Below are 16875 nucleotides of genomic sequence, written 5' to 3' on the forward strand. Positions count from 1 at the left end.
ATTACCACTTCAAAACCTTCAACCCCGGATACGGGTACAAACTGCGCGTGACAACTCCGCTCCTCTCCTTCTCGATGGACAATGCGTGATGAAGAGGTCGAGGCTTTCGCAGGTTCTCCTCAATGAGGGCAAGCTGTTCCGGCGTCCTCTCGCTCAGCCATTTCTCTCGCAGCGCCTCGTATTGAGCGATTGCCCTCTGCAGAACAAGCGCCTTCCGGTCTTCCATCGACAGTGCGATTGCGGCAGTCATACGTCCCCCGTCAAAACCCAGAATTGAAAAAGGCCGGAAACCGGCCTTGAGTTAGTCGCAGCCTGCGCTGCTGCTTCCGCTGCAGGTGTCACCGCTGCTATAGCTGTCACCACTGCTGTACCCAGTATCTCGACTTCCATGGTCATAACAGCTGCTGGCGAAGACCGCCGCCTGACTATCCGTGTCTCGATGCGAGCGACGCTCATCCCGCTCATCCTCACAACGGACAGAGGGGGACCTTTCCGCCTCATCGAAGATTACGTAAGGCATTGAGCGGCCTTGAATGCCACCATTCGCTTTGCGCTGATGCTCCATGACTGCCTTCTCCGCAGCAATTGAGCTATGGAAGCGCGGCTTCTTCACTGGACGCTCTGCACGGACAAATGTCGCTCGCTTGCGGCGAGAGAAGACTTTCCGCAGCAGGTCGCGCAGATTGAACGGTTTAGCCATTCAGCAAATCCTTCAGCTGTTTACCGGACTTGAAGGTCAGGTCGGTGCGAGCGGGGATCTGAATCTCTTGACCGGTTTGCGGGTTGCGGCCGGTACGAGCGGCGCGAGTGACGGGGGCAAACTTGCCAAACCCGTGAATGGCGACCTCCTCGCTGTTCTTCGCGGCGATCTGAATGCGTGAAACCAAGGCATTCAGAAACTTCTCGGATGCGGCCACGGTAAAACCGGTGTCTTCTGCGATAGCGCGGATCAGATCGTTCTTGTTCATCGTTACCTCCAGAGTTTGTTGCTGTTGTCGTGCTGGTCGCACTGAATGAGGCTCGGGAAGAGCCTCATGCGGTACGATCAGTAGCGCTTTGGCTTGCTGAAAGTGGAGCTCTGGGGGAGCTTGTAGGGTTTCGGCTTGTAGGGCTTATATGCCTTGTAGGGCTTTGGCTTTTTGTAGACCGTCTTCTTCACGACCGTCTTGTGGACAATGACGGGGGCGTGGCTGGCGCTGTGAGAGGGGGAGTTGATTGCGTTGGCGACAAGACCGCCCACGGCAGCTCCCAGGATCACATCGGACAGACCACTATCGGAACCGGAGTTCACGACAACTGGCGAGGCCGGGGCGGCCGGGGCACTAACCTCCGACAGCGATCTCTCCTTGAGCTCCAGCTCCTTCTGCTTGAGCTCCAGCTCCTTCTGCATCAGCTCAATCTTGGACTGAGCGATCTCTTGGGCCTTCTCCTCCGGGTCATCACCACATCCGGCCAGCATCAGACTCACTGGCAGCAACGCCCATAGCAACTTACGCATTTCTATCTCCACGGTTTAACAACTGAAAAACGGCCTCGTGATTGCCCAATCACCCTCACGCACAAACATCGAGGGGAGGCCGTTTTTCAGTTGTGGCCCCGCAGGGCCACTCGTTAAGACTCGGTTTTCTTCAGGGCCGAGGCCCGCATCAAACAGGCTGCAGCAGCGATTAACAGGCCATCGGCAAGGGTGGACATCAGCTGATTGGCGAAATCCACAAACACGCTCAGACCCATGAAGGCGTAGGCGCCGTTCTTGTAGAACCAGGCTCTCACTGCAGGAAGTCATCCAAGTTCTGGTTGAGCTTGCTTGCGATAGCCTTCAGCTCTTTCTCTTCCGCTTCGCTGATGTTGCCGTCGGCCAGCGCCACCTCCAGCAGGTTGCCCATGACGTCCTGGGCCTCATTGGGGTTGTTCTTGATCTCCTCGATCTCGCGCAGAATGCGCAGGCGGGCGGTGATATAGCCGGCCTTCAAGGCATTGTTGGTCTGGTTGAAGTAATCGGTCAGCTCGTTACCGAAGGAGCTCAGGTTAGGGTTGGTGCGCAGAAGACCTTCGATCTTGGTGCGCTCGCTGTCGTCCAGGTTGCGGTCTTCGGAGTAGGCAATGAGCAGCTGGCCACCTACAATCGCTTCCATCAGATTGCGGTTCTCGATCTTCTTGGAGACAACTTTCAGTTCGTTAGCTTTCCCGCCCAGCAGTCTTTTCAGTCCAAACATTACTATATCCTCAGTTGATTGATTGTTTTCAGTAAACGCTTACATATTAAAGTGACTGCAGAGGCGCGTCTATACACGCCCCTGCAATTCCTCGATTTTCGCTATTCGACCTCTGCGTTAGCCTTCTCGAAGTCGATCAGCATTTGCAGCAACTCGGTGTAGGCGTCGGCCTTGCGCAGAGCCTCAACCAGCGGGCCGCGATGCACTTTCTTGCCCTTGAACTCCAGGTACGCACCGGCTTTGGCGATGATGCCCCGATTGACCAGGTAATCGACCATGCCGCCGATGCGGTCGAGGAAGCCGGAGCCGTCCTCATCGAACAGGAAGTCCCACTCTGCGGTAAGGAACGGCCGACCGACCTTGTTCTTGACGATCTTGGCCACGATGGACTGACCCAGCTCTGCCCCGTCTTTCTTGATCACCTTGCGACTGAGAGCGATGCGGATGGTCGAGTAGAAGCCGGGCGCTTTGCCGCCGGATGTCTTGGTGTTGTCGCCGAACATGACGCCTGGGTCTTGTCGGATCTGGTCGAGGAATAACATCAGGCAGTCGGTCTCTTCGGCCAGCACAGTGAGCGCGGGGAACACCGAGCTGCACGATGCCGCTAGGGCCAACTTGTCATTCATCTTGAGCTCGTCCAGCTCCTTCTCCATCTTGCTCTGCGGCACCATGGAGTTCAGGGAGTCGAACACGACAATCAAGGGGGCGGACTCAGGCACCAGCTCGTTGTCACGAATGTATCGAGCCCACTTCACCGCCTTTGTGATGCTCTCTTCGAAGGTGCGCGGGTACTGCAGCGAGAAGCGGCCACGCTCCATATTCAGGCCTCGCGCCTCGGCAAGGTCTTTCATGAAGGTACGCTCGTGGTCCATAAAGAGCGCCAGACCGCCCGCCTTCTGTGCCGCAATCATCAGATCAACGGAAATGACCGTCTTGCCGGAAGAGCTGTCTCCGTACATCTGGACGATACGGCCGGACGGCAGCCCCTCGAGCGGGCGACCGGTCAGGGCCATGTTGAGCGGAGCGTAGCCGGTATCGAGCCAATGACGAACACCAACGGTATCAGGCTCACCTCCGAAGATTTCTTCGATGGCAGATGCAATGCTTGCTGTTTTGCTCATTACCTTGATTCCTTTTTTAAACGACTGCTTCGGAGGTTGCTTTAAAGGTTGGAACCTTTTTTACAACTTTCCTTGGTTTGTAGGTTGGATCCACTTCTGTTCTCGAGGCGACGGCAATCGGTCGGTCGAGGTATCTGCCGCCGTAGTCCCAGATAAACCAGGCATATTCAGAGGAGTCGGTGCCTCCGCCGGTAAATGTCGGTCTTGGGGTCAGCGTCAGCGTGTGGGTTGGAGGGTACAGGCTCCAAAATTCATAACGGATGTGGGCGCCAAGGGCATTCAACCGCAACAGCATCGCAACCGTCCCACGAGGCTTGAGGTCTCGGTCTATAGCGGTCTTGATGAACTCCTCCAACAACAGGTAGGGAGGGTTGGTGATGATGACGTCAGCAGAGAGGTCGAGGTCATTGTTTAGATAGTCCACCCCCATCGACAACTCGGCCCACTTTTTCGATTCCAGCGCAACCAGATCGTATATTGCTGAATCACCTCTAGCCGGCTCCAGAAACACATCGTCTGGCCTCAGCTTTAGGCGTTTCAGCAGCACCTTTACAGTCCATTCAGGACTCGGGTAAAAGTCGTTTTCACGACGTTTTGATCTGCCTGCAGAGCTCATTGTTACCTCGCGAAAAATGCGTTAATCCAAGGGGCTGGCTTGCCAGTAATCGACAGGAAGGCGAGCTCCCCGCAAGCATCGAAGAAGCCGAGCTCGTCTGGCTTTCCCTGGATGAATTGGATGTTGGGGATCTCCGGCGCACGGGCCAGATTGATGAGGCGCTGATTTCGGATGTAAATCTCCATCGCGCCGCCTTCGTTCGCACAGAAGGCATTGAGCTTCTTGAGGTGGCGACTGAAGTCAGGGCCGAGCAGCTCCTTTGTGAACCCACCTGTGGCGCGATACTCCTTCACCATCTCCGAGATACTGTCCCAGCGAGAGAAGATCAGCTTGCATGCCTTCTCGCCAAGCCCGGGGACCCCATCGATGTTGTCAGAGGTGTCACCCTCTATGCACTTGGCCGCAACGAAGTGGTCGATCCGGTCGTAGCCGGTGAAGTCGTCGAAGAAGTTCAGGTTGCAGGAGCGGTCGAGGCGAGGGTCGTACCAGGAGACATCTGGCGACAACAGCATTTGCAGCCAGTCTTTGTCAGAGCTGACCAGCTTCACCTTGTACCCCTTGGCCACAAAGCGCTTGGTCATCTGATAGGCCACGTCGTCCGCCTCAAACCCGTCTATCCGGATTTGATCGATACCGAGCAGCCCGACCATCTTCTCAATGAACGGCTGTTGGGAGTGGTACTCCTCCTTGGCCTTCACCTTCTCGGGAGTGTCGCTGCGCTTGCCCTTGTACGAAGGCAGAATGTCGAAGCGGAATTGGGCCCGGCTGTCCCACAGATAGAAGATGCGAGCGGTCGGATCGAGAGCTCTTTGATTCCGCAGCGCCACGAGGGAGTTGTAAATCGCCTGGGTAGGCTGGTCGCCAGTTTTAAGGTCGGCGGCGTGTTGACCTGCATAACCGACGGAGTTGGCGTCGATCAAGATGATGGATGGCATAGTTGTTCCCCAATAGAAAAGGGCGAGCACTTGCCCGCCCTTTGTTCAGCGCGAATTAGATGCTGTCCAGTTCACCCAGCAGAGCATCGAGGTCATCGACACTCGCAGAGGAAGAGGTCTTGCTCGGCGCTGCCGCACCGTCAGTACCGGTCGCGGCCAACTCCTCGTCGATGGACATCAGTTCATCGAGCTCGGTGTCAGACAGCGCGGCGCTCTTGGGGGAGGACGGAGTGAACGGAACGTCGTCCTCGTCCATGACCACAGCAGACTTCGCCGGAGCAACGTCCATGTCGATAGTCGCGGCAGCCAGCGCCTTAGCGGCAGGCTTGCGCTCGATGGCGCGGGGAGCGAAATCAGCAGGCTCGATGATGCCGACGATGGCGTTCACCTGGGAGATAGCCTTGCGAGCGCCCTCCTCAGACTCCTGCTTGATGAACTCCTGCAGGTTGACCATGCCATTCAGAACGGACGGATCGACCTTCGCAGAGGTACGAGCCGGCTGAACGGAATACTCAGTATTCAGGCCGACCCCTTCGCGAGTGATGATCAAGTCAGTGCCCTCTGTCAGGCTGGTGATGTCGCCGTACTCGTCAACCAGGTCCAGAACCTTCGCAAAGGTGGTCGGGGTCATCTGCAAGATCTGCGGGATACCGGCTTTGTCGCTGGAGTTCAGGTGTAGAACGTTCACCAGAATTTCAGCGCGTTTGCACTGACTATCGGTAATCGCCTTGAGCTCCTGATCGTCAGTAACACCACGGCCGGCAGCCTCGAGAGCTTGGCAAACGCCACAGGGACGGCCAAAAGTCTTGTCAGTACACACATATACAGCCTTGGTCTTGTCCTCCAAGTCCTTGATGTAGTGCTGACCAAAGTCGGCCCAGAAGTCAGCTTCCGCGCCCAACTCAGGGTGAGCCGGCAGGATGCGGAACTTGTGCTTACCAACAGGGATCTTCAAAACATCAGCGCGAAGACCTGACTTGGCCTTGATGTCCTTCTTCTTGGCCAGAATGCGGTCGCGCAGGGAGGTGGAAAGACCGGTGGAGACTGCTGTACTCATAACTTTTTCCTTGTGTTTATGGTGCCTACCCCTCTGAGCCGCAGCGGTAAGGGGTTCAGCGATATGCTGACAACAACACTGTTGGCAGCTGTTTTTCTTAACTTCTAGCGCATTATAGTAAGTGTTTACTGAACCAACAACACACAAAAACGCATTGCCTATTCGTCGCCCATGGCGCCCTGAGCTTCTGCGATCTTGCGCTTGGCATGCGCTTTTTTGTCAGCCAGAGAGAGTTCGCCACGCAGATAAACTTCCCCACGAAGCTCCTCAAGCCGTGACTTGCCCTTCTGAACCAACATGTCCCTTCTCTGCTTCAAAGCCTCAAGGGACTGACGGAGCATTTCAGCTCGCATCCGGTATTTGGCCGACAGTTCCAGGGCGTCCTGATATTCGGGGTGAAGAGTCACCTCCGCCTCTAGCAGGGCCTCGGAGAACTTGGCACCCTTGCTAATCAGTCGTGACCGGACGTCCTTATAGGCCCGGGCCTTGGCAACTTCCGCACGAATTTTTGCCTGATCCGCTTCAAACTGCGCCTTTGCGTACTGCATGGAATAGAACCCATACAGGCCAGCCTGCTCAGTCATAGCCGAGTCCAGATCGGCATCATTGATCGCCAGGTCACGCCGCAATGTCTCGGCAGAGAAGCGCTCGCGTGAAGCCTCCGTCTTCTTCGTCTCCTCGACAGGGAGATCTGTTTCATCGAGAGGCAGTGCGGTCATGATCAACTCCTTAATGCAGCAATGAGGGGAATAAATGGAATGACGGGCTGTCGCTGGCCGCAATCTTGACCATCTCCTCGAAGTTCACACCCAGCTCGTTGCAAGCCTTGCGCAGGTCGCTAAGAAGCTGATGAATGGCCATGTCGCATGGCACATTGCCAACGTCGTACCGGTCATTCTTGCAATTGGACGAATAGGTCATGTGAGCGCACAACGCGCCAACGACCGGCATCAGAAAAGAAGGAGAGGAAACCTGCTGGGCCAGTTCCACAGCCTGTTCAATATTTTTTGCCATTGTAACACCTAAACAGTAAACATTTGCTGACCACGCAAAGCAATTTCATTTTGCTTGGCAAGGCAAATAAACTTCACCCGCTCGCAGGTTTTGACGTCGAACATGCCGATATGGCAGTCGCTCTTGTCGATCCCGAGCTGCTCGGCCAACCAGCCATAAGCCTGTCCACGCTTCATGTGCTTTCCCTTCCATAGAGGGTCGAAAGCGGCGTGAGCCTGCTTCTTCCAAAACCGCAACTCTTTGTCCGCGAGCCGGCCAAGAGGCTTAACAGTCCCCGGGTGGCAGCCGACATAGGCCCATCCAGGGAGGCATTTGCAGAGGTAGATAGGGCCAAAGTCTCGACCGCTGTAGACCTCTCTACTTGATGTGAAAACCGATCTCTCGCCGCAATACGGGCATATAGGGGTATTTCTCTTCATCCTACGGCCTCAGAATTTCGAAAATGTGCTCTGGCGAGAAATGAACGAGGTCATAACACGACAAGATCTCCGGCGGGATGAACTCCGGATTGTTCTTCAGTATCCCCTCGTACAGATATGGCTGGCCCTCTAGCTTGTTCAGAACAAGCACCCACATCCGCTCGGACGGGCAATTTTCAATGCAAGGGTCGAAGCCAAGCTTGGCATAGATACCTGGCCCAAGAGAGGCTCGAGCCTCCGCATCTGGGAGCTTGAATGTGTCGGGTGATTTAGCCGCTTTCTTTTCGGCATTGAGCAATTTGTAGGGTGTCATAGCGACCTCTCTCTGTTCAGTTCACGCTTATTTTCGCGTAATGAGAGTGGGGGCTCTACATCGCCCCCACGGGCTTATCGCATCATTTCGGCAACATCGCACATGATGTTGTCCAGCACCGTCTGGACGTCAGGCTTGGCGTAAACCATCTGCGGGTTGGGGGCGAAGATGATGGTGCAGTCCCGCTTTACGTCGTAAACGGAAGTCCCCGCAATCGCCTCCCAGCCGCCTTTGACATCCGGGCACAGGTGTCTAGCCACTGCGCCCCCTGCAGCGATGATCACGGGAGGCTTGAGGAGCTCGATCTCCGCATCGAGGAAGTGCGACCAAGTGTTTATCTCCGCTGTCGTCAGCTGCTTATCCGCCTTCTTGGTCTTCACCAGGGCGGTGTAATAACCGTCTGACTTTTTGAGCTCTGCCTCTTTGAGGGCGCTCAGCGTGTAGTTGAAGCTCTTCCCCTCGGCAAACCGCTTTGACTCGCACTCGGAGTAGGCCGGAGAGTCCGTCACGAACATGAATTTCGGCTTCTTGCCGTGAGTTGGAATGACCGGCTGAGGCCCTACCGTCAGGCCCTCATCGTCCAGTCCCATCTTCCGCATGTCATCGAACAGAACCTCAAGCTGACTCTCCACAAACGCATCGATCAGGATGGGACGGTTCGCCTTCACACTTCTCAGCATGAGGTTTGGCAGCAGGGACTTTTGATCACGGAGACGATCTGGGTGTCTCGGATCCAGACTGCCAGGCTCTATCGCGTAAAAGGCGCCTACCAGCTCCAGGTTCTCCTGAACCCGCTTGTTGACCAATCGACGCTCCACCGACTCGATAAAGTGAGCCTTCGATTTGAAGCGGCCGCCATGGGCCTCTCTCGCCTTGAGGATCGCCTTCACGCCATTGTCCGACACCTGTTTAACCGCTTGGAGCGGGGCATAGAGAATGTGCTGCTCCCGCAGCATGTCGTACCCTATCTCGAAGGCGTCGGTGGATGTGTTGATGCAGGGCGGGACCACATAGATCCCCGACTTCTCGGCATCTTTGACGATTGAGGGCAACTCGTCCTCTTTCGCAATCGACAGTGCGGCGGCAAAAAACTCCGCGGGGTAGTGGACCTTGACCCACATGCACAGATAGGAGATCAGCGTATAGGCGACTGAGTGGCTCGCGTTAAATTGATAACCACCGTTGACCTCTATGTTGTGCCAAATTTCTCTCGCCAGCTCTTCGCCCAGGCCCGGCTCTCTGCTAATTACCTTCATGCAGTCTCCTCGAAACTTTTAAGCCAAATAAACTCAAAGCCGTTGCTTGTTAGCCATGCAATCTGCTCGTTAACATCCCTCGATTTGCACTTGCTATGCAGAGCCGTATGGACAGAGGTATTAAGGACGATCAGGTTCTCCGGCGAACAGTTGAACTTATCCCTGTCTGCATGGTGAACGTGCTCCTCTGTTGCTAGTGGCCGGCGTAGCAGCTTCTCGGCTAGCGCTCTATGTGCGTACTTCTTCCCACCTTTCGTAGTGACAGTTGGATACGGGGTAAACTCGCCACCCTTCCATCTGTTAGATGCTGGGCCAAACTTCCCTCTCTTTGCTGCAGCCAACTTCTCTCTGTGTTCAGGCGACTTTGGCCTACCTGTTAGAGATTTCGATACGCCAGCGACTCTCTCGTCAGTTTCCTTGGTGGCCCCTGAGTTCCACGAGCGCTTGCCATACATGGGATTCAAACTGCCACTTTTCTTTTCCGCGGCTCTCGCTATGCGCTCGTCAGATTCTTTACTTAACCCCTCCGTCCATGACTTCTGAGTTTTCTTTTCTCCAAGTCCCAGCGCTTTAGCTGTCAGGTCAAACTTTGAAATCCAGTTGTCTACGCAAGCCACAGAAACGCCGTAGTGGGCCGCGAGTTCCCATCTAGTCATCATTTGATCGATATACAGCGCCTTTAGCTCGTCTCGCTCCGGGGTGACGAATACATACGGCTTTCTCTTTCTTAGGCCGTATCTCTTTGCCAGGTAATTAACGTGGCTTTGAGAGCAACCAAGTATCTTTGCTGTCTCGATCAGAGTTCTCCCCTGATCGATATAGACAGCCTTCAACTGTTCCTTCGTAATCATAAAATCAGCTCAACCCCCCTCTCGATTGCTTCATCAACAGTGAGCTTCAATGATGCGTCCCCTTTAACTGGGAATCGGGCGGCAGCGTGTACTTCCCTGCGAGTACCATCTTTCAGCTCGACAGTGATCCATCCGGCTTGAGTCTGCTCGATGAACTTGCTACCAATGGACTCCATCAAGGCCGCATCCTTCTTACCAATCGCCTTACGGATCTTGTCTGACTCGGCCATCGAGAAGCCGGCTAGGTCACGCGATAGCTGCATGGTCTGCTCCTGAAAAACCATGACGCCACGGGTTTTACGGAGCGCGTCTTCTGCGCGAGGATGTGGATAGTGAGGCTTCACCATGCCTTGCTTGATGCGGACGTACTCTTCCGTCATGCCCGACTGGAGAGGGCCTGGGCGGAACAAAGCCGTTGCCGCATAGATGTCCTCGAACGAGAGGTCCCTGCCACCCTCGGACAGGTCTTTAAGCAGCTGCCGCATACCGTGGGAGACGAACTGGAATACACCGGCCGTATCCCCTGCCGCGAAGGCCTTAAGCACCTTCTCGTCATCGAGAGGGATGGATGTGAAATCGAGCTGAACCTTATGGCGGTCTTGGATTTTCTGTCTGGCCAGGTTGAGTGTGTCCAGGGTGGACAGGCCCAGAATATCGAGCTTTATCAACCCAAAGTCCTCAACGACCTGCTTGTCCCAGTTGACCGTCTGCTCGCCATTCCGCACCTCTACCGCGCTACGGCGGGTGAGAGGTTCACCGGCAACCACAACGCCCGCGGCGTGACGGCTTAGGCTGCGCATAGCGCCTTCGAGCGTCTCAGAAATGGCAAACTCTCTCGGGTGAGCGGAGGCGTACCGGCTGATCTCCGGCAGCTCCTTGGCCTCAGACAGACTCATGCCCTGATCGATCACCTTGGTGCAGCTGTAGTCCTGCTGCGGGAGGTCATGGATACGTGCAACATCCCGAATAGCAGAAGCGGCCGCCAGGGTGGAGTAGTTACTAATCCCAGCCACATGATCCTGCCCGAACCGATTCGTGATGTACTCAAGCACCTCATGGCGCCGGCTACTCATAAAGTCGGTATCGACGTCGGGATAGTCCAGACGATCTGGGTTAAGGAAGCGCTCGAAGATCAGGCCAAAGCGGATAGGGTCAACATCGGTAACGCCAATCAAAAACGCCACCAGTGAGCCGCCCGCGGAACCCCGGGCAGGGCCAACCATAATGCCGTTGCTCTTCGACCACATAATGATGTCCCTGATCAACAGGAAGTACCGGTCGAACTTCATGTCGCGCAACACGCCAAGCTCATACTTGAGGCGGGCGCGGTACTCGGGCAACTTCTCGGGCGAAGGCTGGTAGCCAAACACCTTCTTGGTCAGGCGATTTTTGAAGCCCTCCAGGCACAGCTTGGTAAGCTCTGCAAACTCATCCTCCGCCATCTGCGGGAGACACATGCCTTGCTTCTGCCAGCGATACTGGCAGTCATCGACGATGGCCTGAGTGTCGTCGGGAACAGTAATGCCTGTCCGCTTTCTCCACTCCAATATCTCCGCCTCCATCTCCGACGGGGACAGCATGTGCAAGTCGCGGTTGTACGGGATGTTCCGCAGTGGGTGGACGGCGCTACCTTGGCCAATGATGTAACTCATTACATCGCGGGCGTCATCCTGCCCCTTCTCGACGTAGAGAATCGGCCTTGAAAGCATCACGCGGGAATCGCTCTCAATCGCTTTCTGAGACGCTATCGAATTGACGCGATCAAAGTATGCGCTCTTGAGCGGGACGAGCTCTATGACGCGCTGATGCGCTGGGACATGCTTGACCAGAGCAGAGTAGATCTTGTCTGCTTTGCAGTGGGCAAACAGCGAAAAGAAATCACCGGTCGTCAGGATCAGCCCGTCACTTCTCAAGGCTTTGACCAGATCGAGAACCCCGATGCGAGGCTCATAGTAGAAATACTCCTCAGACCTGGCCTTGGTCAGAAGAGAAAACAGAGCCTTCAGCCCCTCCTCATTCTTGACCAGAAGCTTTGCCTCCCAGAAGTGATTCGGCTTTATCTCAAGGCCGCTCTTCTTCGATGGCGGGCGATAAGTAGGGTCATCAAACACCTTGATGGAGGTCCCTATAATCGCCTTGGCGCCGCAGTCTTCGGGCATGGCCTTAAACAGGTCAGTCATCCCGGATATTGTCGCGTCATCGGCGAGGATGACGCTTTGATAACCCATCTCCAAAGCCTTCTTGACGATCGCGTCAACCGAGGACACGGCTCGACCCATCGAGAAGTGGGAGCGAGCGTTAGTTAGGTGCATATAAGCCATCTCCGACTTGGGTAATCACCTCCAACGCCTCCAGTGCGGAGATAACGAAGGAGGATGTGTTGTTCATGCTGGACGGAGAGAGCGTCACCGCTCGCCCAATGGCGAGTTTCAATTCGAGCCTGGAGAACGGGCGTCTCTTGTTCAGCAGTTCTTGGATTTCAGCGAGGTAGCCGGGCCGCATCTTCATCGTCTTGAACGAGTTCACGCCTTGCTTGGAGTCGGCAACCATATCGATGCCTGACTTCTCAATGGCAGTGGCAATACGCCTTGCGTGAACGGAGAGGGACGACAAGTCGCGGCGACTCTCAAATCTCTCTCTGCTTTTGCCAATCAGCGGCTTGGCCCCGGAGACAAGCTCGACCTTGATGTCGCCGCGTGACACGCCCTTGCGATCAAGGAACGCCTGGACGCCATGCAAAAGCTTGGAGACATCAATCCGCTCTTGAAGTGAGTGGAGGCGAGAACGCACCTCCAACGCACACTCCTTGTTTTGAGGGCACTCCTTGCAGCTCTTGGCGCTGGCAGAGAAGCAGACAATTTGGCCCTGGCAGTGATGCCAGGGCTGAGGGGAGGGGATCATCCTTCGACAACCCGCGCTGCGATTTGGGCGCAGGTCTCCTTATCAACAGGTGTCAGTCGGTTCAAGAATGACAGCTGCAGGCCGGTCATGAAGGATGCTCTGGCCACACCGATTCGGGCGGCATTAATCAACACGCGAGGGCCGAGAGTGGCGCCAATCTTCTTGGCATCGAAGGCCTCGCGAACAAGGTTGGCAAAGCGGACGAGTCGCTCCGCATCCGGCATCGCAATATTGCCCTGAGACGAGACGACGGCCGCCTCTTGCTTGGCCGGCATGTACTTCATCTGGAGAACAATGCCAAAGCGCTCGAAGTTCGCCGCGTTCTGGATGTTGGTGCCCAGGTACAGGCCGCTGTCATCGCCAGATCCATTAGTGTTCCCAGTCGCCATGAAGTGGAAGTTCGGATGAGGGTGAACAACCCGCCACTCAGAGTCGGCCGGCGCGTCCTTGATGATTAGCGGCTTACCCTCAAGCACGGCCTGATAAACGGCAAGCACCTGGGGGAAAGAGAAGTCGTACTCATCGGCGAGGTATCCCCAGCCGTACTTCATCGCAAGCGGCAAGGGCCCGGGCGAGAAGAAGGTGCCTCGCTCTGGGTCTGCAGCCATCTGGCCGAGAATATGAGCCTCTTCGGTTGAGCCGGTGTGCTGGATCCGAATAATCGGTCGATGAAGCCTGGCGTACATCTGCTCGAATATGGTCGATTTACCGGTGCCGGCGTGGCCCCAGAGATAAGTCGGGATCTTCATTACCATGCCCATCAGCAACGTCTTCAAAACGTCCACATCGAAGACATAGCGGTCATCCACATCCGGGATCTGCATATCCCACTCTGTTGAGCCGGCGACCTCGACCATGATCGGAGATCCGTCCGCTCTCATTGCCCCTTTACACTTCTTGCCAAGCTCGAACACATCGTAGAGAGGCAGGTTCTTCGTCTCGACCATCTTCATGCTGGCCGCGCTGAGCTCCGCTGAAGCCGTCAGCTCCTCTTTTGTCTTGTTGCGGGCGTTGATGCGAGCGATAGCTGCCTCGCTCAACAGAGGCGCATCTGGGTAGTTCGCCTTGTATTGCTCAACGGTCACGTCGGGGTGGTGGTCGCGAAGATGGAGCTGGATCGCGTGAACCTTTGCGTGACAGATAGCGCAGGAGATTTTTTCATCTGGATTGGCAATAGCGGTGAGATCAGTCATGTTTCCCTCTGTTCAGTAAGTGTTAGCTTAAACAACGCTGTCATTCTAAACGCGAATCTCAGGGCGATAAACAGTCAATATTTACTGACCAACGGAGGCGACCGAATCGCCCTGATTGCGATGATTACCGGAGCAGCACTCTCTGCACCTGCTCAACAAGTTCTGTCGGCAGCTTCGTCACATCCCGCAGGACGATATGGTCGTCGTAGAATCTCGACACCGAGTCGGTATCGATCCCCACCCCTATCACCTTGATGCCGGCCTTCTCGGCTGACTTGACCGATTTGGACAAGTGGCGAGACAAAGAGGAGTGATCGTAGGTGTGACAAGCCGGGACACCGTCCGAGAGGACTATCAACATCTTCCCCTCTGACCGCTGAGCTATAAGCCTTTGAGCGGCAATCTGGACGCACTCGCCATCAACGTTTTCTCGCAGGAAGTTGTCGGTCGAGAACGCAGCACCTATTCGCTCCATCGCTTTCGGGCCCCACCGCTCTTCGAACGATTTGAAGATCGGCATGTAGAGCCAATCTATCCGGCCGAATTTGACCCCATGCTTGTGCATCTCCCTGTGACAGGATTCGCTCCATTCGGAGGTGTGAGATTTTGTAGTGAACCCCAAGATCTCGAAGTTCACGCCGATCCGGTGAAGGGTGTCAGCCATTGCGTAGGCGGCCACCATTGCCGTCTGGAAGCGCGTCAAAGTACCGGAACCGTGAGCCATCGAGCCGGAGCAGTCGATCAGCAGGGAGACATCGAAGCTTTTACTTCGGTGCTCTACTTTGCGACGGAACACCCTGGTATCCCCCACAAACAAGCGCGAGAGCGCCGCTGTGTTTATCCGCCCGCTCTCTTGAGCCGTTCGCCAGTGCGACTTGTTCTTCGACACCAGCGCTCGCTGTAGGCTGTTCTGCATGACGCCGACCTGATGCTTGGTCAACGCCTCAATCTTGGGCAGTGCTTTAGCCGCAAGGGCTGCCATCGAGTGAACCTTGAACGGCTCAATCGTGTCGTTGTCCGTTGAGTAGATGACATAGGAAGACTTCTTGGCGGCATCCGAGGCCATGGACGCTATTGACCCCTCGAGCGCCGTCTCCATGTCGCCTACCGAGTAGTCCATGAGAGACTCGCCCTCGCCCGGAGTCCAGACCGGTTCCTTGTCCTCTTCCGACTCAGGCTCCGCTTCGGGCTCTTCGCCCTTTGCCTTTTTAGGGCCGCCCTTACCGGAGAGAGAAACCTCATCCACATCGTCAGATTCTCGGCCAGCTGAGGACATCTTGGCATCCAAATCGAGATCTTCGTCCGGGCCGTCGCCTTCTGCAGTTTCATCAACCTCGTCGTCGAACTCGTCAGAGCCAAAAGTGGCCCCTTCTTCCGAGTCGTCCTCGTCGGTCTCTACAGTGGCGTCTTCTTCCAAGTCAGCCTCGGTTTCATCATCGCCAGAATCATCAGTTTCGCCCGCGTCGTCTTCTGAGAAACCGGCAGGGGCAGGTTCAGATGAAGGAGAGCTATCTTCGTCGCCTGGCGCCTCTTCTGCTGTCTCATCCATGCCGTCAGTGGAGGGCTCATGTTCCGGCTCTTCGTAATCACCCTCCTCGTCGATCAGAACATCGCGCTTGGGCGATTTACCCCTTCCTGGGCTGGACTTGCCAGATGGCTCGGAGCCCGGCTCGGACGACTCACTGTCGGCCATACCGGTGTCATCATGCTCGTCATCATCCGGCACCCGCATGATGGCATCGATGAGGAAGCGAGCGAGGGCGATGTTGTCGCTGGTGCTATTGGCAGCGCAAACCCTCTCAGATATGTCGGCCGGCAGCTTCTTGATGATTGGCTCTACATGGTGCCACTTGTCCTTCATGTACTCGTCGAAGGTGACGAACTGGTGCCAGGCACGGGAGATACACGGCAGCAGAACGCCAAAGTATTCGAGAGGGTTTACGGATCCTCTGTCGAGCAGCTTTTGGTAGTTTGCGTTGACAATACGGTCGATAAAGAAGGTATGGAGCCGAGTGATAGTGGCTTTCGACCCTGGGAAGGCCTTCTGCATATTCTTCTCAACGAACGGGTCCTCCAGGACGTTCTGCATGTGAAGCCAGTCGGCGTCATGGCCAATCTCAAGCACAGCCTTGTTGTCGGTAAACAGAAGATGGCCAACCTCGTGATCGAGGAAGCCCTGTACCGCCAAGATCAGATCGTCACTGGCGTCATCAGGAAGATAGGGGAGGGTGACAGATACGGGCTCGCCGGTTGCTTCGCTATAGGAAACACAGGCTACAAGCCCACGCTGATAAACCGCGATATTGCGGCCAGCGAGAATTTGCGTGATAGCGGAGATCGAATTTCGGATGACCGAGACAGGCGTCAACAGTCCAGTGTAAGCAGTCATTAATGTTTAACCCCTCAAAGTGTTCAGCTTTCACTGAATGATAGCGAACACTGTGAGGGGCTAAAAGCGACATTCCGCGATTAATCTACGAAAAGTTGGGTGCGGACGAACTCCATCAACCGAGCTTCCTTCTCCGGCGTCATAACAACACGCTCGCCTCGCTCTTGCTCCACCGCTCGAAAAACCTGCAGGATCTTTTCCTCAGATTCATCGTGAGTCCCGTTGATGACTTTGTGAATCAGTTCCCAAGCCTCCGGCTCATCTTCGGTGCGCTCCTTCAAAACAGAAGCCAGCAGGATCACCGGGTCAAGTTTTAGTGCTTTTGCAGTTCTGGCGACACGGCCAAGTTTTAATCTTGAGGTGCCTTTTTTGATCATGGACAACATTGAGGTTTGATTGGCAGCAAATCCGATTTCCCGAGCCAGCTCTGACTGACTCTTGCCAGGATTATTGCGGTCCACACCTAATTCAATCAACTCTCGAACGGAAGGAATATCAGCAGGGATTCGGCCCCCTTGTGCTTGAACATCGTGCATTTTTAGACTCCAGCGAAAACCATCAGTGGCAAAATAAAATCAACAATCTATTAAGAGA

Annotated in this window: 21 protein-coding genes; all 21 read right to left on the bottom strand. The window is 55.4% G+C overall.

Annotated features, from left to right (window positions below):
* Position 1: 1 nt before the first annotated feature.
* The 21 genes from OKB77_RS18330 to OKB77_RS18430 all read right to left on the bottom strand — a co-directional run bounded on the left by OKB77_RS18330 (position 2) and on the right by OKB77_RS18430 (position 16817).
* On the bottom strand, positions 2-250 hold the full coding sequence (locus OKB77_RS18330; protein ID WP_107961316.1) for a hypothetical protein: 249 nt from the start codon (positions 248-250) through the stop codon (positions 2-4).
* Positions 251-301: 51 nt separating this feature from the next.
* Entirely contained in the window at positions 302-700 is a 399-nt protein-coding gene (locus OKB77_RS18335) for a hypothetical protein (RefSeq protein WP_270818106.1), read from the bottom strand.
* Complete coding sequence (locus tag OKB77_RS18340) at positions 693-968, bottom strand: HU family DNA-binding protein (protein ID WP_107961314.1); 276 nt, start codon at positions 966-968, stop codon at positions 693-695. Before OKB77_RS18340 ends, OKB77_RS18335 begins: the two co-directional genes overlap by 8 nt.
* Before the next feature lie 77 nt (positions 969-1045).
* Positions 1046-1498: a hypothetical protein gene (locus tag OKB77_RS18345; protein ID WP_270818107.1), complete on the bottom strand. Its 453-nt coding sequence runs from the start codon at positions 1496-1498 to the stop codon at positions 1046-1048.
* A gap of 113 nt (positions 1499-1611) precedes the next feature.
* A complete protein-coding gene (locus OKB77_RS18350) occupies positions 1612-1773 on the bottom strand; it encodes a DUF3927 family protein (RefSeq protein WP_213390102.1) in 162 nt (53 codons plus the stop codon).
* Positions 1770-2216 carry a tellurite resistance TerB family protein gene (locus tag OKB77_RS18355; RefSeq protein ID WP_107961312.1) on the bottom strand — a complete coding sequence of 149 codons (447 nt, stop codon included), beginning with the start codon at positions 2214-2216 and terminating at the stop codon, positions 1770-1772. Before OKB77_RS18355 ends, OKB77_RS18350 begins: the two co-directional genes overlap by 4 nt.
* A gap of 101 nt (positions 2217-2317) precedes the next feature.
* Positions 2318-3337, bottom strand: a complete 1020-nt coding sequence (locus tag OKB77_RS18360) for a recombinase (RefSeq protein ID WP_107961311.1) — start codon at positions 3335-3337, stop codon at positions 2318-2320.
* Positions 3338-3353: 16 nt separating this feature from the next.
* Positions 3354-3953 carry a DNA methyltransferase gene (locus OKB77_RS18365; protein ID WP_213390104.1) on the bottom strand — a complete coding sequence of 200 codons (600 nt, stop codon included), beginning with the start codon at positions 3951-3953 and terminating at the stop codon, positions 3354-3356.
* A 2-nt stretch (positions 3954-3955) separates the two neighbouring features.
* A complete protein-coding gene (locus OKB77_RS18370) occupies positions 3956-4888 on the bottom strand; it encodes a hypothetical protein (protein WP_107961310.1) in 933 nt (310 codons plus the stop codon).
* 55 nt (positions 4889-4943) lie between these two features.
* Positions 4944-5945 (bottom strand): hypothetical protein, encoded by a 1002-nt coding sequence (locus tag OKB77_RS18375; RefSeq protein ID WP_270818108.1) that lies wholly within the window; start codon positions 5943-5945, stop codon positions 4944-4946.
* A 158-nt stretch (positions 5946-6103) separates the two neighbouring features.
* The gene (locus OKB77_RS18380) at positions 6104-6664 is read right to left on the bottom strand and encodes a hypothetical protein (protein WP_107961308.1); all 561 of its coding nucleotides are present in this window, start codon (positions 6662-6664) and stop codon (positions 6104-6106) included.
* Between the two features lie 10 nt (positions 6665-6674).
* Positions 6675-6959 (bottom strand): hypothetical protein, encoded by a 285-nt coding sequence (locus OKB77_RS18385; protein ID WP_107961307.1) that lies wholly within the window; start codon positions 6957-6959, stop codon positions 6675-6677.
* A gap of 8 nt (positions 6960-6967) precedes the next feature.
* Positions 6968-7378 (bottom strand): zinc-finger-containing protein, encoded by a 411-nt coding sequence (locus tag OKB77_RS18390; RefSeq protein ID WP_107961306.1) that lies wholly within the window; start codon positions 7376-7378, stop codon positions 6968-6970.
* Position 7379: 1 nt separating this feature from the next.
* A complete protein-coding gene (locus OKB77_RS18395; protein WP_270818109.1) occupies positions 7380-7691 on the bottom strand; it encodes a hypothetical protein in 312 nt (103 codons plus the stop codon).
* 74 nt (positions 7692-7765) lie between these two features.
* Entirely contained in the window at positions 7766-8947 is a 1182-nt protein-coding gene (locus tag OKB77_RS18400) for a helix-hairpin-helix domain-containing protein (protein ID WP_270818110.1), read from the bottom strand.
* On the bottom strand, positions 8944-9798 hold the full coding sequence (locus tag OKB77_RS18405) for an NUMOD3 domain-containing DNA-binding protein (RefSeq protein ID WP_107961303.1): 855 nt from the start codon (positions 9796-9798) through the stop codon (positions 8944-8946). The genes OKB77_RS18400 and OKB77_RS18405 overlap by 4 nt, the downstream gene beginning before the upstream one ends.
* Positions 9795-12119, bottom strand: a complete 2325-nt coding sequence (gene dnaE, locus OKB77_RS18410; protein WP_333563170.1) for a DNA polymerase III subunit alpha — start codon at positions 12117-12119, stop codon at positions 9795-9797. Before dnaE ends, OKB77_RS18405 begins: the two co-directional genes overlap by 4 nt.
* Positions 12097-12594, bottom strand: coding sequence for a hypothetical protein (locus OKB77_RS18415; RefSeq protein WP_139495307.1), 498 nt, complete (start codon positions 12592-12594; stop codon positions 12097-12099). The genes dnaE and OKB77_RS18415 overlap by 23 nt, the downstream gene beginning before the upstream one ends.
* A gap of 101 nt (positions 12595-12695) precedes the next feature.
* Positions 12696-13892, bottom strand: a complete 1197-nt coding sequence (locus OKB77_RS18420) for an AAA family ATPase (protein ID WP_139495308.1) — start codon at positions 13890-13892, stop codon at positions 12696-12698.
* 124 nt (positions 13893-14016) lie between these two features.
* Complete coding sequence (locus OKB77_RS18425; RefSeq protein WP_270818112.1) at positions 14017-16281, bottom strand: cobaltochelatase CobT-related protein; 2265 nt, start codon at positions 16279-16281, stop codon at positions 14017-14019.
* Positions 16282-16361: 80 nt separating this feature from the next.
* The gene (locus OKB77_RS18430; protein WP_107961298.1) at positions 16362-16817 is read right to left on the bottom strand and encodes a helix-turn-helix domain-containing protein; all 456 of its coding nucleotides are present in this window, start codon (positions 16815-16817) and stop codon (positions 16362-16364) included.
* Positions 16818-16875 lie beyond the last annotated feature (58 nt).

Source organism: Aeromonas sp. Y318-3, from assembly GCF_027706185.1.
Classification (GTDB): domain Bacteria; phylum Pseudomonadota; class Gammaproteobacteria; order Enterobacterales; family Aeromonadaceae; genus Aeromonas; species Aeromonas veronii.

Excerpts from the sequence above, each read along its gene's own strand:
- OKB77_RS18375 (WP_270818108.1), bottom strand. The coding sequence starts at position 5,945 with ATGAGTACAGCAGTCTCCACCGGTCTTTCCACCTCCCTGCGCGACCGC.
- OKB77_RS18405 (WP_107961303.1), bottom strand. The coding sequence starts at position 9,798 with ATGATTACGAAGGAACAGTTGAAGGCTGTCTATATCGATCAGGGGAGA.
- OKB77_RS18335 (WP_270818106.1), bottom strand. The coding sequence starts at position 700 with ATGGCTAAACCGTTCAATCTGCGCGACCTGCTGCGGAAAGTCTTCTCT.
- OKB77_RS18365 (WP_213390104.1), bottom strand. The coding sequence starts at position 3,953 with ATGAGCTCTGCAGGCAGATCAAAACGTCGTGAAAACGACTTTTACCCG.
- OKB77_RS18430 (WP_107961298.1), bottom strand. The coding sequence starts at position 16,817 with ATGCACGATGTTCAAGCACAAGGGGGCCGAATCCCTGCTGATATTCCT.
- OKB77_RS18345 (WP_270818107.1), bottom strand. The coding sequence starts at position 1,498 with ATGCGTAAGTTGCTATGGGCGTTGCTGCCAGTGAGTCTGATGCTGGCC.
- OKB77_RS18400 (WP_270818110.1), bottom strand. The coding sequence starts at position 8,947 with ATGAAGGTAATTAGCAGAGAGCCGGGCCTGGGCGAAGAGCTGGCGAGA.
- OKB77_RS18340 (WP_107961314.1), bottom strand. The coding sequence starts at position 968 with ATGAACAAGAACGATCTGATCCGCGCTATCGCAGAAGACACCGGTTTT.
- OKB77_RS18380 (WP_107961308.1), bottom strand. The coding sequence starts at position 6,664 with ATGACCGCACTGCCTCTCGATGAAACAGATCTCCCTGTCGAGGAGACG.
- OKB77_RS18385 (WP_107961307.1), bottom strand. The coding sequence starts at position 6,959 with ATGGCAAAAAATATTGAACAGGCTGTGGAACTGGCCCAGCAGGTTTCC.
- dnaE (WP_333563170.1), bottom strand. The coding sequence starts at position 12,119 with ATGGCTTATATGCACCTAACTAACGCTCGCTCCCACTTCTCGATGGGT.
- OKB77_RS18355 (WP_107961312.1), bottom strand. The coding sequence starts at position 2,216 with ATGTTTGGACTGAAAAGACTGCTGGGCGGGAAAGCTAACGAACTGAAA.
- OKB77_RS18425 (WP_270818112.1), bottom strand. The coding sequence starts at position 16,281 with ATGACTGCTTACACTGGACTGTTGACGCCTGTCTCGGTCATCCGAAAT.
- OKB77_RS18370 (WP_107961310.1), bottom strand. The coding sequence starts at position 4,888 with ATGCCATCCATCATCTTGATCGACGCCAACTCCGTCGGTTATGCAGGT.
- OKB77_RS18390 (WP_107961306.1), bottom strand. The coding sequence starts at position 7,378 with ATGAAGAGAAATACCCCTATATGCCCGTATTGCGGCGAGAGATCGGTT.
- OKB77_RS18330 (WP_107961316.1), bottom strand. The coding sequence starts at position 250 with ATGACTGCCGCAATCGCACTGTCGATGGAAGACCGGAAGGCGCTTGTT.
- OKB77_RS18420 (WP_139495308.1), bottom strand. The coding sequence starts at position 13,892 with ATGACTGATCTCACCGCTATTGCCAATCCAGATGAAAAAATCTCCTGC.
- OKB77_RS18360 (WP_107961311.1), bottom strand. The coding sequence starts at position 3,337 with ATGAGCAAAACAGCAAGCATTGCATCTGCCATCGAAGAAATCTTCGGA.
- OKB77_RS18395 (WP_270818109.1), bottom strand. The coding sequence starts at position 7,691 with ATGACACCCTACAAATTGCTCAATGCCGAAAAGAAAGCGGCTAAATCA.